This is a genomic window from Mycobacterium paraense (assembly GCF_002101815.1).
Classification (GTDB): Bacteria; Actinomycetota; Actinomycetes; order Mycobacteriales; family Mycobacteriaceae; genus Mycobacterium; species Mycobacterium paraense.
Window position 1 is genome coordinate 141917 of sequence record NZ_LQPM01000003.1, and the last position, 12726, is coordinate 154642.

Below are 12726 nucleotides of genomic sequence, written 5' to 3' on the forward strand. Positions count from 1 at the left end.
TGCTTTCAGACGCAGTCGGACGCGCCGTCCACGACGAACAGCGCGCCACTGGTGTAGCCGCTCTGCTCGGTGCACAGAAACGCGATCGTGGGCGCGATCTCCCCGGCGGATCCGAAGCGATGCAACGGAATGTGCGCCAACTCGGATTCCACCAGTTCGGCCGCCCCGTGCATCGGGGCGGTCATCGGGGTGTCGATGGTGCCCGGCGCCACCGCGTTCACCCGGATGCCCTTGCGCGCCCACTTGACCGCGAGATTCCGCGTGATGCAGACGATCCCGGCCTTCGCGGCGCCGTAGCCGGGAACCAGCGGCACTGCGCGCAGCGCGGACATCGATGCCAGGTTGACCACGCTGGCACCCCCGGCCGCGGTCGACGACTTCAACGCCCCGTACAGCGCCACCGTGAGCCGGTACGGTCCGGTCAGGTTGAGCGCGACCGAGGCGTCGAAGCCGTCGGGCTGCGACTCGTCAAGGCCGCCAGGGAAATTCGCGCCGGCGTTGTTGACGAGGACGTCGAGGTGGGTGAACTTCTGCGCGAGCGCGTCTATCGACCTCTCGTCGGTGATCTGCAACTGGTGGTAGGCCATGCCGGACAGGTCGGCCTCGTAGTCGGCGGTCGTCGGCTTGGTTCCGGTGATGGCGACCGAGGCACCGGCGTCCCGGAACAGCGTCGCGGTGGCGTGTCCGATGCCGCTGGTGCCGCCGGTGATCAGCACCGCCGTCCCGGTGAAGTCGAAGCTGACCCGCGCCGTCATGAGTTCCTCGCTAATTGGTCTGTGAGCCAGGCGCTTTCCCAGAAGTTGGTGCTGTCGGCGAGCAACGTTTCATGCGCCCGCCGCAACACTTCGCGCGCGCCCGCGTGCTCGGATGCCACGAGCTCGGCGAGGTGGATGGCGTGCAGCGCCCGGCCCGCGTCGAGGTGCGTGCGCGCTCTGTCCACCAGCGCGTCGGCGCCGGCCAGCTCCACCACGTCGGCGGCGACGGCGTCGAAGCCGACGGGGTAGAGCTCCGTGGTCGACCGGTGATGAAACCAGCCCGAGTAGTTCTCCCAGATGGCGCGCACGTCCCAGGCGACCTTGCCGTAGCCCTGGCCCACTTCGTACTCGGGGGGCAAGGAGATCTCGCGCATCAGGGTCCGGACGTCCTTGCCGTTGTTCATCCCGGCGACGGTCTGGTCGTGGATGTACTGGATCGCGTCCCGCAGCCGGGTCAGTTCGGCGCTGATGCGCTCCCGCCCGGCGATCGGGTCGAAGTGTCCGGTCACCAACAGTTCGGGCTCCAGGTCGCGCACCCGCTCGACCGAGGCGATCGCGGTCAGGGCGTCCCGGTAGCGGTCACCGCGCATCGTCACGAGGTTGGGGATATGCCCGAACACCGGGCCAAAGGTGTTCCCGCACAGGCAGATCCGTTCGTCGGGAAGCCATACCACCAGCGAGTCGGTGGTCTCGCCGCCGGGCACTGAGATCAGCTCCATCCGGCGGCCGCCGACCTCCAGGGTGAGGGTGTCCTCGAATTCGAGGTCGACGACGGGCACGCTCTGGCCGGCCAGCCGCGTCGTACCGAGGCGGCGCTGAATGGCCTGGATGCCCGTCGCCAGCTTGTCCTTGAAGGCGAATGCGCTGCGGGCGGCGCGGTACGGGATCAGGCGCTCGTTGTCGTCGCGCCACATGGTCCAGTTCGCTTGCGCGACAACCGTCGTATCGGGGTCGCGCACGCTGTCCAGGCCGCCGACGTGGTCGACGTGGCCCTGCGTGAAGATGATGTAGCGCACCGGGGAGGGGTCGACGGCGTCGAAGTTGGCGCGATGCACCGGCCCCTCGAAGCCCATCCCGGTGTTGACGATGACCCGACCGTCGGCGGTGGTCAGCAGGTAGGCGTTGGACAGGCCCGGCGAGCACCACAGTCCGGGCGCTATCTGGTCGGCCTTTTCGGCGGCCGCCGGCCGCATGGCATCGGCGCCGGGTCTGCTGCGATAGACCGGTTCCATCGCGGATGTCTCCTTCATTCGGGGTGGACGTCGAACCTGTCGAAGTAGAAGCGGAAGCGCCCACGCAGTTCGTCGGGTGAGATGCCGAAGTGCCGCGGCAGGTCGTAGCGGATGCGGCCGTGCTTGCCCCGCGGGTTGCCCTCCACATACTGCTGCAGGCGCCCCCGCACCTTCGGTGTGAGCTCGACGCCGCCGCGCTGGTACAGCTGCTCGAGCAGCGGCATTTCGTTGCCGCCCAGGTGGTGGAAGCTGATGTCGATGCTGCGTTCGGCCGGGACGAGGTCGCGGTCGCGCACGCACGCGCCCAGCAGCCGGTGCACCCGGTCGCTCCAGTAGTCCAGCAGCCAGCCCGGATCGATGCTGGTGCGGCGCAACCGATCGGAGTAGGCCATCATCGTGATCGCCGACTGCACCACCGCGACCGGGTCACGATGGGTGAAGGCGATCGTCGCGTCGGGGAAGGTCGCCATCAGCGGGCCGAGCTGCTCGCAGTGCTGCGGGCTCTTGAGCACCCAGGTCCGCGGACCGCGCAGGAAGGTCAGCGCCTGCAGAACTTTCTTCAGGTACGCGTAGTGGCGGTGTTGGTCGAGCGCCAGGTAGTAGTCGCGCCAATCCGGCACGCGCGCATGCCATTCCAGGACGTAGGCGGCCAGGTCGAGGTCGAGAAGTTCGACCTCCTCCTCGATCGCCTCGGGAAACCGGTCATGCATGGCGGCCACCACCGGTGCGCTGGCCATGAGCGCGTCGTGCTCGGACTTCGCCCGCGCGTAGCGCGGGTCGACCCCGGAGATGTCGGGCCCCTGGCCGCGCGCGGGGATCGGGTCCTGGCTCTCCCAGTAGGGCAGCGCGCGCCGGCGCGGGTCGGCGGCGATGAGGTTCACCAGGTGCGTGGTGCCGGATCGCGGCATCCCGACCACGATGAACGGTTTCTCGATTTCGATCGACTCGATTTCGGGGTAGCGCTTGATGAGCTCGACCAGCGACAGCCGGTTGCGCAGCAGGCGAACCACACGCTGCCGCAACGACGAGCGGGTCAGCTGGGTCAGGCCTTCGTCGGCCTCGATCGCCGCGACGTGCGCGGCCAGCCGCCGGCCAAACCCGTCGGTGTCGTCGAGATCGTCGGCGCCGGCCTGCTCGACCGCTTCGGACAGCATCGCCTCGATGTCGAACTCGACTCGCCTCGCTTCGGTGAATTCCAGAATTTGACGCTGGACATCGGTCAGCCGGGGCGACGTCAGATCGTCGAAGTCGATGTCATCCACGTCGCCGACCGCATGACCCACGCGCCCGCCTCCTCGACCTCGACTGCGTCGAAGCTACCGCAGCGGGCCGGGAGTGCTACAGGTTAGCCAGGTCGTCGGGGACGTCGACCTTGTGCTCCTGCAGCGCCTCCAGGGGGACCACCTCGAGCGTGCGCTCGTGGGTGGACGCCAGCACCACGGGCGCGGCGCACCCGTCGTGATGGGCCCGGAGCCAGTTCAGCGCGGTGACACACCACCGGTCGCCGGGGAGCAGCCCGGGGAAGCGGAGCTCGGGGACCGGCGTCAGCAGGTCGTTGCCGATGGAACGCTGGTGTTCCAGGAATTCTGCGGTCATCACCGCGCAGATCGTGTGCCGGCCGAGGTCCTCCGAACCGGTCGAGCAGCAGCCGTCGCGGTAGTAACCGGTAAGTGGTTCCGTGCCGCACGGTTCCAGCGGACCGCCGAGCACATTGCGATCAGGCACGCGATTAGTATCGCGCTCCCCGGCACGAAGTTTGAAGGATCTTTTTCCATCCGTTCCGGAAACACCATCCGGTACCCAATCGGCCCTGCTACGCGGTACCTTCTGCCTGTGATGCTTACCGGGGCTTTCCTGGCGGAGGCGGCCGCGACGGTCGACAACAAGCTGAACGTGCAAGGCGGCGTGCTGTCCAAATTCACGGTCGGTCCCGACCGGGTGGCGCGCGTTGTCCTGGTGGTGCTGACGCTGCCCGACGGCGACGATTCGGGACGGCGGATCGAGGTGGAAATCAAGCCACCGGGGCTTGACGCCACGCAGCACGCGTCGTTCGAAGCGCCGCAAGCCTCGGTCGGGGAATTTCCGGGTTTCGCCTTCTTTCCGATCGAGACGCGGCTGCCCTTTGACGGCCGCTGGGTGCTCGACGTTTCGTGCGGCGACTCGGTGATCTCGTTACCCCTTGTCGTAGACGAGTGGTCGCCGCAGTCATTCGGCATCTGAGCGCACCCGTTTTCACTAGGCGCACAACGTTCTTGGCGCCCGCCGGGGCGGCACCCGAAGGGCCACAACGCGCCCCGGCCCAGCCGCGTGAATGCCCCTAGGTCACAACGAGATAACAATTCACGAAGCGCCGATAAGCGCCCCGGCGACTCGCTGGCCAAATACCGGGGACCTGGGCCGTTGAAATTTATCGTCAGTTCGTGCACCGTCGAACGGCCCTCAAGATCCCCTTGCTGCTGGCGGCGGGCACGGCGTTGGCCCACGCGCCCCGCGCCTCGGCGGAGCCGGCGCCCCGCTCCTCCGGTGAGGTGATGCGGTGGTCGCCCGACCGTGCCAACCGCTGGTATCAGGCGCAGGGATGGCTCGTCGGCGCGAACTACATCCCGTCGAACGCCATCAATCAGCTCGAGATGTTTCAACCGGGCACCTACGACCTGCGACGCATCAATACCGAGCTGGGCTGGGCGCGGGCATACGGCTTCAACAGCGTGCGGGTCTTTCTGCACGATCAGCTGTGGGCGCAGGACGCCCGCGGCTTCCACAACCGCCTCGCGCAGTTCGTCAGCGTCGCGGCCAGCCACGGCATCAGGCCGCTGTTCGTCTTCTTCGATTCGTGCTGGGACCCGTTCCCCAAGCTGGGTCCGCAACGGGCGCCGAGGCCCGGCGTGCACAACTCGGGTTGGGTGCAGAGCCCGGGCGCCGAACGCCTCGGCGACCCCACCTACACCCGTGTCCTGCACGACTACGTGACGAGCGTGCTGACCCAATTCCGCAGTGACAACCGGGTTTTGGGGTGGGACATGTGGAACGAGCCCGACAACCCCGCGCGCGTGTATCAAAAGGTGGAGCGCAAAGACAAGCTGGAGCTGGTCGCCGATCTGCTGCCGCAGGTGTTCCGGTGGGCCCGCGCGGTCGACCCCAGCCAGCCGTTGACGAGCGGCGTGTGGCGCGGTGCCGATCAGGGCGAACATGGCGGGGCCAACGCGATCAGCGACATTCAGCTCAACAACGCCGACGTGATCACCTTTCACTCCTATGCCGAGCCCGCGGGCTTCGAGTCGCGGATCGCCGAGCTTGCGCCGCTGGGCCGACCGATCATCTGCACCGAGTACATGGCCCGGCCACAGGGCAGCACCATCGAGTCGATCCTGCCCGTCGCGAAGCGACGCAATGTCGGCGCCTTCAACTGGGGTCTGGTGGCGGGCAAGACCCAGACCTACTTCCCGTGGGATTCCTGGGACCACCCGTACGCGGCACCGCCGAAGGTGTGGTTTCACGACCTGCTGCAACCCGATGGCCGGCCCTTCCGGGACAGCGAGTTTCAGGCGGCGCGCGGCCTCACCAGCGGCGGCCCGACGTGAACACTCATGCGAGCCGGACGCTGTAACAATTTAGTAATAGGGAAGGCGAAAACGCCGTTTTCGGGTTCGCGGGGGCTGTTATATGGCCGAGCGGGCCTTGCGCCGTTCAAAGAAATCCGACCACGACACGACCTCGGGGTGCTGCTTGAGCAGGGCCCGGCGCTGCCGCTCGGTCATGCCGCCCCAGATCCCGAACTCGACCTTGTTGTCGAGCGCCTCGGCGGCGCACTGCTGCATCACCGGGCAGTGCCGGCAGATCACGGCGGCCCTACGCTGGGCGGCTCCCCGCACAAACAGCTCTTCGGGATCGGTTTCCCGACACAGCGCCTTCGTGACCCACGCGCGGTCGCCCGCTTCCGCGGCACGCGGAGCGCTGGCTACGGGCACAAGATTGCGCGGCCGCAAGGCCGCTTCAGTTCCTGGCAACGAGCTATCCCTTCGTCTCGGCCGCAATTTGCGGCCGGCCTCCCCGATGCTGGGATCTGCGCCACATGTGCCCGTGTCTGTGAGCTGTATCCCCCCGATGCAAAGGTAGCGGTTCGGTATCGATCGCGCAACGCTTTTTTGGTACACACGTACCTGTCCTCGGAAATTAACGCAGAAGTAGCCAGAGACGTGGCCGATCGAAGGCGCCCGACAGGGCGGCTCGGCGGATATGGGGTGCACAACTACGCCGTCTAGCGCGGCGTGAACGACGCCGTCGCGTTCGGCTCGGTGTGGCCGTGACGACGGCTTACCCGCGATCTCTCGCGGAAGTTTTGGCGGTGGCGGAGGGATTTGAACCCTCGGACGGTTTTAGCCGTCACACGCTTTCGAGGCGTGCTCCTTAGGCCGCTCGGACACGCCACCGCCAGGCAGCTTACCCAACCGGTGGCCGCTCACCCCAATCGCTGGCGGGCGAAGAAGTCCTCCAGCGGCGCCGCGCATTCCCGCGCGAGAACACCGCCGCGCACCTCCGGGCGGTGGTTGAGCCGACGGTCGCGGACCACGTCCCACAGCGATCCGACCGCTCCCGTCTTGGGCTCCCACGCCCCGAACACCAGCCGCGCGACGCGGGCCAGGACCAACGCGCCCGCGCACATGGTGCACGGTTCGACGGTCACCGCGAGGGTGGCGCCCTCCAGCCGCCACCCGTCGCCGAGCACCTGCGCCGCGGCCCGCATCGCGAGGATTTCGGCGTGCGCGGTCGGATCACCAAGGGCCTCACGGGCATTCACCGCCCGGGCCAGTTCGGTCCCGTCGGCGCCGACGACCACCGCGCCGATCGGCACGTCGCGGGGGCCGGCCGTCGCGGCGACCGACAGTGCGGCGCGGATCAGCTCTTCGTCGCTCGCGATCACCGACCGATCCTGATGGCGGCGACCCGCTTCGCCCGGCTCCGCCGCGCTCGCGATCACCGACCGATCCTGATGGCGGCGACCCGCCTCGCCCGGTCCCCCGCAAGCGGGAGGTGCCCCCACCGCCGCGCGCCTCCGATCACCGACCGAGGCGGTCGATCACCGCCGACAGCTCGTCGGCGAAGCCCATCTCGCGGGCGATGCGGCCGAGTTGCTCGTCGGCGTAGAGGTCGCTCTCGTCGAGGATGACGCCCAGCACCGCCTCGGGCAGCCCGACGTCGGACAGCAGCCCCAGGTCGCCCTCCTCGAACGGGTCCGCGTCCTCGAGGTCCTCGGGGTCGATGTCGGCGTCGAGGTTATCCAGCGCTTCGGCGGCGATGTCGTAGTCCAGCGCGGCGGTGGCATCCGAGAGCAGCAGTCTGGTCCCCGACGGACCCGGGCGAACGATGACGAAGAATTCGTCGTCGACGTCGAGGAGCCCGAAGACCGCGCCGGAGCTGCGCAGCTCACGCAGCTCGGTCTCGGCTGTCTTGAGGCTCGTCAGCGCCTTGGGAGACATGGCATAACAGCGCCATTTACCCTCTTCGCGCACGACCGCGACGCCGAAGCCGTCCGGCGTGTCCGCGGACGGGCCTTGCGCGGAGGCCCGCTGTGCTCCCATGGGCGCCTACGCTAGTCGCTGACCAGGCCCTCTGACCAGACGCAGCGCTGACTGTGCCAACCTTGAACTGTGGCTCACCCTCGGTCTGAAACACCCATTTGCGTGCTCGGGCTGGGCCTCATCGGCGGTTCAATCATGCGGGCCGCCAACGCGGCCGGCCGCGAGGTGTTCGGCTACAACCGCTCGGTGGAGGGCGCGCACGCCGCCACCGCCGACGGCTTCGACGCCAGCACCGATCTCACCCACACCCTGACGCGCGCCGCCGATGCCGGCGCGCTGATCGTCCTGGCCGTGCCGATGCCGGCGCTGGCGGGCATGCTCGCCCACATCAGCGAGCTGGCACCTCGCTGCCCGCTGACGGATGTCACGAGCGTCAAAAGCGCGGTGCTCGACGAGGTTGCCGCGGCGGGCTTGCTGGAGCGTTTCGTCGGCGGTCACCCCATGACGGGCACCGCGGATTCGGGTTGGGCCGCGGGCTATGCCGGGTTGTTCACCAGGGCGCCGTGGGTGGTCAGCGTCGACGACCACGTGGACCCCCGCATCTGGTCGATGGTGGCGCAGCTCGCGCTGGACTGCGGCGCGCTGGTGGTGCCGGCCAAATCGGACGAGCACGACGCCGCGGCGGCCGCCATCTCCCATCTGCCGCACCTGCTCGCCGAGGCGCTCGCCGTCACCGCCGGAGAGGTGCCGCTGGCGTTCGCGCTGGCGGCCGGCTCCTTCCGCGACGGCACCCGGGTGGCGGGCACGGCACCGGACCTGGTGCGGGCGATGTGTGAGGGCAATTCCGCGCAGCTGCTGCCGGCAGTCGACCAGGTGATCGAGCTACTCGTCCGCGCCCGCGAGTCGCTGGCCAGCCACAACTCGCTGGCCGACCTCATCGACGCGGGCCACGCCGCCCGGACGCGTTACGACAGCTTTCCGCGCTCCGACATCTTCACCGTCGTCGTCGGCGAGGAGAATTGGCGCGAAGAACTGGCCGCCGCGGGGCGGGCCGGCGGGGTGATCAGATCCGCTCTGCCAAGCCGGGATAGTCCACGATGAATCCCTCTTCATCGGCGCTCACCGAGGTATCGGCGACCGGGGAGCGCAACTTGATCCCCTCGAGGCTTCCCTCGCTGGTGTAGCTCACCGTCGCCGCGGTGACGGACATGTCGGGCACGTTCACGTAGACCATCGGCAACGTCACCATGTCCGCCCGTTCGTGCAGCCCGAGGCGCCGGATGGGCAGCGCGTTGAAAAACGGGCTGAACACCACGTCGACGTCGAGCGCACCGTTGTAGCCGGCGCGCCGCTCGCCCTGGTGATCGGTGACCAGCCACATGTTTTCCTCGTCGCGGGCGATGGAGAGCACGCGTTCCCGCTCGGCCAGTGTCACGGTCAGCCCGAGCCGCTTGGTGGCGCCGGTCTCGTCGGTCTGCACGTCGTAGTAGGCGCCGAACGCCGGGTTGGTCGCGGTGGCGGCGGCCACGATGCGCCCATTCGCCCGGATCCGCTTGCCGGACACTTGGATTCGCACCGATTCCATGCGGGATACGTCCTGCGCGCGCCAGGTCAACATCGCCTGCCACACGCGCCGGGCTGGGTCAGAGGGGGCTGCGTTCACGCTTCTACCGTAGGACGTGTGCTTCGGCGGCGGCGGGTTTGCCCCCAAGTGCGGCGGGCGTCACGTGGTCGCGCCGCCGGGCACCCCGGCCTGACCGGCCACGCAGCCGCCCGGTGCCGGGCGCCGACGCCCACACCGCCAGCGCGAGCAGGCCGTCGAGGATCAGCGCCAGCGCGGCCACCATCAGCGCACCGACCAGCGCGAGCTGGAATTGGCGCTCCTTGATCCCGTCGATCAGGTATCGGCCCAGCCCACCGAGACTGGCATAGGCGGCCACCGTCGCGGTGGCGACCACCTGCAGCGTCGCGTTGCGCAGCCCGCCCAGGATCAGCGGCAGCGCGTTGGGTATCTCGACGCGCAGCAGCACCCGGGTCTCCGTCATGCCCATGGCGCGGGCGGCGTCGACCACTGTCGGCTCGACGTTGGCGACGCCCGCGTAGGTGCCGGCCAGCAGCGAGGGCACGCCGAGCAGCATCAGGGCGACCAGCGGCGGCCCGAGGCCCAGCCCGAACAGCAGCACCCCGAGCAGCAGCACGCCCAGCGTCGGCAACGCCCGCAGGCCGTTCACCGCGCCCACCACCAGGAGCGTCCCGCGACCCGTGTGGCCGATGATCAGCCCGATCGGGACGGCGATCACCGCGGACGCGGCCACCGCGACGGCGGTGTATTCCAGATGCTCCGCGATGCGCGCCGCCAGCCCGACCGGACCGGTCCAGTTTTCGGCGGTCAGCAGGTAGGACAGCGCCTGCTGCACGAAGTTCATCGCGCACCGCCCACGACCGGGGCCACCACCGGGCGGCGCCGGGGGATCCGCCCTGCGCGCTCCCACGGCGTGGCGAGCCGGCCGGCCACCACAATGAGCGCGTCGATGACCGTCGCCAGCACGAACAGCGCGACGATCCCGGCGACGATCTGGTCGCTCTTGTTGGTCTGGTAGCCCTCGGTGAACCAGGTGCCCAGGCCGCCGATGCCGATCACCGAGCCGACCGAGACCATCGCTATGTTGGTCACCACGACCACACGCAACCCGGCGACCAACACCGGAATAGACAGCGGCAGTTCCACTTTCAGCATCCGCCTGAGCGTCGGGTAGCCCACCGCGGCTGCGGCGTCGCGCACCTGGGCCGGCACCGCGTCCAGCGCCTCGAGGACCGCCCGCACCAGCAGCGCGGCGGTATAGGCGGTCAGCGCGACCATGACGTTGGCCTCGTCGAGGATCCGGGTTCCGATGATCATCGGCAAGACCACGAACAGTGCCAGCGACGGAACGGTGAACACGACGGCGGCGGTTGCGGTCGTGAGCCGCCGCGCGATCGGCACGCGCTGCACCGCGACGCCCAGCGGGACCGCGATGGCCAACCCGATCAGCACCGGCACCAACGACAGCCGCAGGTGCACCACGGTCAGGGCCCAGGCGTCGTCGAGGTGGGTGAGTAGGTAGTGCATCGTTAGCTCCCCCGGCGGGCTTCTACCGCGGCCAGCACGTCGGCGGCCAGCACGCCGCCGATGACCTTGCCTCCGTCGTCCACGGCGACACCGACGCCCGACGGCGACGACAGCGCCGCGTCGAGGGCGTGGCTGAGGTTGCCGTCCGGCCGGAACAGCGAGCCGACGCCGCTCATGCTGTCGGGCAACGGCGCGCCCGCGCGATGCTTGCTCAGGCCGTCGGCGTCGATCCAGCCCACCGGCGCGCCCGCGTCGTCGACCACCACCGCCCAGCCGTCGGGAAGGCCGGTCTCGCGCAGGCTGCCGGCGGCGACGCGCTCGATGTCACGCAGGGGCAACCCCGCCGCGTCCATGAGCTGCAGCCACCGATAGCCGCGGCCCAGGCCGATGAACCTCGCCACGAATTCGTTGGCCGGGCGCGAAAGGAGCTGCGCGGCTTCGTCGTACTGCTGCAGTACGCCCGCTTTGAACACGGCGACCCGCTCGCCCAGCCTGAGCGCCTCGTCGATGTCGTGCGTGACGAAGACGATGGTCTTGTGCAATTCGCTTTGCAGCCGCAGTATTTCGTTCTGCAGCTCGTGCCGCACCACCGGGTCGACGGCGGAGAACGGCTCGTCCATCAGCAGGATGGGCGGGTCGGCTGCGAGCGCGCGTGCCACACCAACGCGTTGTTGCTCACCGCCGGACAGCTGGGCCGGGTAGCGGGTGGCGATCTTGGCGTCCAGGCCGACGCGTTCGAGCACCTCGTACGCGGCTTTGCGGGCGGCCCGGCGAGGCTGACCCTTCAGCACCGGAACGGTTGCGACATTGTCGATTACACGCTGGTGGGGCATCAGACCGGCGTGCTGTATGACGTAGCCGATCCCGAGGCGCAGCCGCACCGGGTTGACCGCTTTGACGTTCGCCCCGTCGACGGTGATGGTGCCGGAGGTCGGCTCGATCATCCGGTTGATCATCCGCAGCGCCGTGGTCTTGCCGCTGCCCGAGGAACCGACGAAGACGGTCAATTTGCCGTTGGGGACCGCCAGGCTCAGGCGGTCCACGGCGGCGGTCCCGTCGGCGAATACCTTGCTGACGTTGTCGAAGACGATCAACGCCGTTGGCCGATCGGATGGGCGAATCCGTTGAACTGCACCCAGTTTCGTGCAGCCTGGTCCGGATCGACTCCCGAGTTGCCGGACACCGCGGCGTTCAGCCCCGCCACGCCGGTGGTGGTGAGCTTCGCCGAGACCGCGTCGAGCACGTTTTTGAGCAAATCCGACTTCTTCTGCGAATTCACCAGCGGCACAATGTTGCCGGCCAAGAAGTTGTGCTCCGGATCGTCGAGCGCCACCAGGTGTTCCTGCAGGATCGCCGGTGACGTGCTGAAGATGTTCGCGGCCGTCACCCTGCCTTCCAGCAACGCGCGCACGGTCACCGCGCCGCCGCCGTCGTTGATCGCGATGAAATTGCCCGGGCTGATGTTGAGCCCGTACTTCTGGCGCAGGCCCGGAAGGCCCGAGGGCCGGTTCTCGAACGCCGAGGGCGCTCCGAACCGCACGTCGGGCGAGTGGGCGGCCAGGTCGCCGATCGTCTTCAAATTCCAGTCCCGGGCGGTGCCGGGGGTGACGGTGACCGTGTCGGTGTCCGAGGCCGGCGACGGCGTGAGAATCGACAGGTCACCGGGAAGCTGCTTGTACAACTCCAACTCGACATCGTCGAGCATGGTCGCCGTGGAGTTGGGCGCGAAGTACAACAGCAGGTTGCCGATGTACTCCGGCACCAGATCGATGGAATGATCCTTCAGCGCAGGGATATAGGTCTCCCGGCTGCCGATGCCCATTCGGCGCCCGATTTCAAAACCGTTGGCCTGCAGCGCCTGTGCGTAGATTTCGGCGACGATCTGAGATTCCGGGAAATCGCCGGAGCCGACCACGATGGATTTGGGGCTGCGGGTCTCCGCCCCCAGCGGATCGGAATTGCTGCAGGCCGCGATCAGGCCTACCGTGGCCAGCCACACCGCCGCCCGGAAGGTCGCGCGGCGGGCGCGGGGCAGCATCGTCATAACGCCGACACTAACGGCAGAAGCGCCGCGGCGCGGCTCTCCCGAGCGCAGGTCGCGGGTGGTGTTT

General features: G+C 68.6%; 15 protein-coding genes and 1 tRNA gene. 3 read left to right on the plus strand and 13 right to left on the minus strand.

The genetic code is table 11. The features are described from left to right. Window positions 1–5 precede the first annotated feature (5 nt). Genes AWB89_RS01900 through AWB89_RS01915 form a run of 4 tightly spaced genes read right to left on the minus strand, consistent with a single transcriptional unit; the run spans window position 6 to window position 3712 of the window. The gene (locus AWB89_RS01900; RefSeq protein WP_085171317.1) at window positions 6–755 is read right to left on the minus strand and encodes an SDR family NAD(P)-dependent oxidoreductase; all 750 of its coding nucleotides are present in this window, start codon (window positions 753–755) and stop codon (window positions 6–8) included. After that, on the minus strand, window positions 752–1987 hold the full coding sequence (locus AWB89_RS01905) for an MBL fold metallo-hydrolase (protein ID WP_085171375.1): 1236 nt from the start codon (window positions 1985–1987) through the stop codon (window positions 752–754). Before AWB89_RS01905 ends, AWB89_RS01900 begins: the two co-directional genes overlap by 4 nt. Before the next feature lie 14 nt (window positions 1988–2001). Then, the gene (locus AWB89_RS01910; RefSeq protein ID WP_085171318.1) at window positions 2002–3270 is read right to left on the minus strand and encodes a sulfotransferase family protein; all 1269 of its coding nucleotides are present in this window, start codon (window positions 3268–3270) and stop codon (window positions 2002–2004) included. A gap of 55 nt (window positions 3271–3325) precedes the next feature. Then, window positions 3326–3712 carry a DUF2237 family protein gene (locus AWB89_RS01915; RefSeq protein ID WP_066967387.1) on the minus strand — a complete coding sequence of 129 codons (387 nt, stop codon included), beginning with the start codon at window positions 3710–3712 and terminating at the stop codon, window positions 3326–3328. 111 nt (window positions 3713–3823) lie between these two features. On the opposite strand from AWB89_RS01915, the gene AWB89_RS01920 reads away from it, so the two are divergent. Both AWB89_RS01920 and AWB89_RS01925 read left to right on the plus strand, forming a co-directional pair. After that, window positions 3824–4207, plus strand: a complete 384-nt coding sequence (locus tag AWB89_RS01920; RefSeq protein WP_193791356.1) for a hypothetical protein — start codon at window positions 3824–3826, stop codon at window positions 4205–4207. A 200-nt stretch (window positions 4208–4407) separates the two neighbouring features. Next, window positions 4408–5568, plus strand: coding sequence for a glycoside hydrolase 5 family protein (locus AWB89_RS01925; RefSeq protein ID WP_085171320.1), 1161 nt, complete (start codon window positions 4408–4410; stop codon window positions 5566–5568). Between the two features lie 78 nt (window positions 5569–5646). Here the strand turns inward: AWB89_RS01925 and AWB89_RS01930 are convergent, their stop codons facing one another. The 4 genes from AWB89_RS01930 to AWB89_RS01945 form a co-directional block, all read right to left on the minus strand. Then, window positions 5647–5973, minus strand: coding sequence for a WhiB family transcriptional regulator (locus tag AWB89_RS01930; protein WP_276073460.1), 327 nt, complete (start codon window positions 5971–5973; stop codon window positions 5647–5649). Between the two features lie 354 nt (window positions 5974–6327). Continuing rightward, window positions 6328–6417, minus strand: a tRNA-Ser gene (locus AWB89_RS01935). Window positions 6418–6446: 29 nt separating this feature from the next. Continuing rightward, a complete protein-coding gene (locus tag AWB89_RS01940) occupies window positions 6447–6905 on the minus strand; it encodes a nucleoside deaminase (RefSeq protein ID WP_085095301.1) in 459 nt (152 codons plus the stop codon). Window positions 6906–7044: 139 nt separating this feature from the next. Continuing rightward, window positions 7045–7566, minus strand: a complete 522-nt coding sequence (locus tag AWB89_RS01945) for a tRNA adenosine deaminase-associated protein (RefSeq protein ID WP_085095107.1) — start codon at window positions 7564–7566, stop codon at window positions 7045–7047. A 96-nt stretch (window positions 7567–7662) separates the two neighbouring features. Between AWB89_RS01945 and AWB89_RS01950 the strand changes: the two genes are divergently transcribed. After that, window positions 7663–8607: a prephenate dehydrogenase gene (locus AWB89_RS01950; protein WP_085171376.1), complete on the plus strand. Its 945-nt coding sequence runs from the start codon at window positions 7663–7665 to the stop codon at window positions 8605–8607. Here the strand turns inward: AWB89_RS01950 and AWB89_RS01955 are convergent. Genes AWB89_RS01955 through AWB89_RS01975 form a run of 5 tightly spaced genes read right to left on the minus strand, consistent with a single transcriptional unit; the run spans window position 8570 to window position 12659 of the window. Continuing rightward, window positions 8570–9169, minus strand: coding sequence for a putative glycolipid-binding domain-containing protein (locus tag AWB89_RS01955; protein WP_139830558.1), 600 nt, complete (start codon window positions 9167–9169; stop codon window positions 8570–8572). The genes AWB89_RS01950 and AWB89_RS01955 overlap by 38 nt on opposite strands. 4 nt (window positions 9170–9173) lie before the next feature. Continuing rightward, window positions 9174–9932, minus strand: coding sequence for an ABC transporter permease (locus AWB89_RS01960; RefSeq protein WP_085171322.1), 759 nt, complete (start codon window positions 9930–9932; stop codon window positions 9174–9176). Continuing rightward, window positions 9929–10615 (minus strand): ABC transporter permease, encoded by a 687-nt coding sequence (locus tag AWB89_RS01965; protein ID WP_085171323.1) that lies wholly within the window; start codon window positions 10613–10615, stop codon window positions 9929–9931. Before AWB89_RS01965 ends, AWB89_RS01960 begins: the two co-directional genes overlap by 4 nt. A 2-nt stretch (window positions 10616–10617) precedes the next feature. Further along, a complete protein-coding gene (locus tag AWB89_RS01970) occupies window positions 10618–11709 on the minus strand; it encodes an ABC transporter ATP-binding protein (protein WP_085171324.1) in 1092 nt (363 codons plus the stop codon). Next, a complete protein-coding gene (locus AWB89_RS01975; protein WP_085095114.1) occupies window positions 11706–12659 on the minus strand; it encodes an ABC transporter substrate-binding protein in 954 nt (317 codons plus the stop codon). Before AWB89_RS01975 ends, AWB89_RS01970 begins: the two co-directional genes overlap by 4 nt. Window positions 12660–12726: the final 67 nt, after the last annotated feature.

Excerpts from the sequence above, each read along its gene's own strand:
- AWB89_RS01900 (WP_085171317.1), bottom strand. The coding sequence starts at position 755 with ATGACGGCGCGGGTCAGCTTCGACTTCACCGGGACGGCGGTGCTGATC.
- AWB89_RS01905 (WP_085171375.1), bottom strand. The coding sequence starts at position 1,987 with ATGGAACCGGTCTATCGCAGCAGACCCGGCGCCGATGCCATGCGGCCG.
- AWB89_RS01920 (WP_193791356.1), top strand. The coding sequence starts at position 3,824 with ATGCTTACCGGGGCTTTCCTGGCGGAGGCGGCCGCGACGGTCGACAAC.
- AWB89_RS01945 (WP_085095107.1), bottom strand. The coding sequence starts at position 7,566 with ATGGGAGCACAGCGGGCCTCCGCGCAAGGCCCGTCCGCGGACACGCCG.
- AWB89_RS01960 (WP_085171322.1), bottom strand. The coding sequence starts at position 9,932 with ATGAACTTCGTGCAGCAGGCGCTGTCCTACCTGCTGACCGCCGAAAAC.
- AWB89_RS01965 (WP_085171323.1), bottom strand. The coding sequence starts at position 10,615 with ATGCACTACCTACTCACCCACCTCGACGACGCCTGGGCCCTGACCGTG.
- AWB89_RS01975 (WP_085095114.1), bottom strand. The coding sequence starts at position 12,659 with ATGACGATGCTGCCCCGCGCCCGCCGCGCGACCTTCCGGGCGGCGGTG.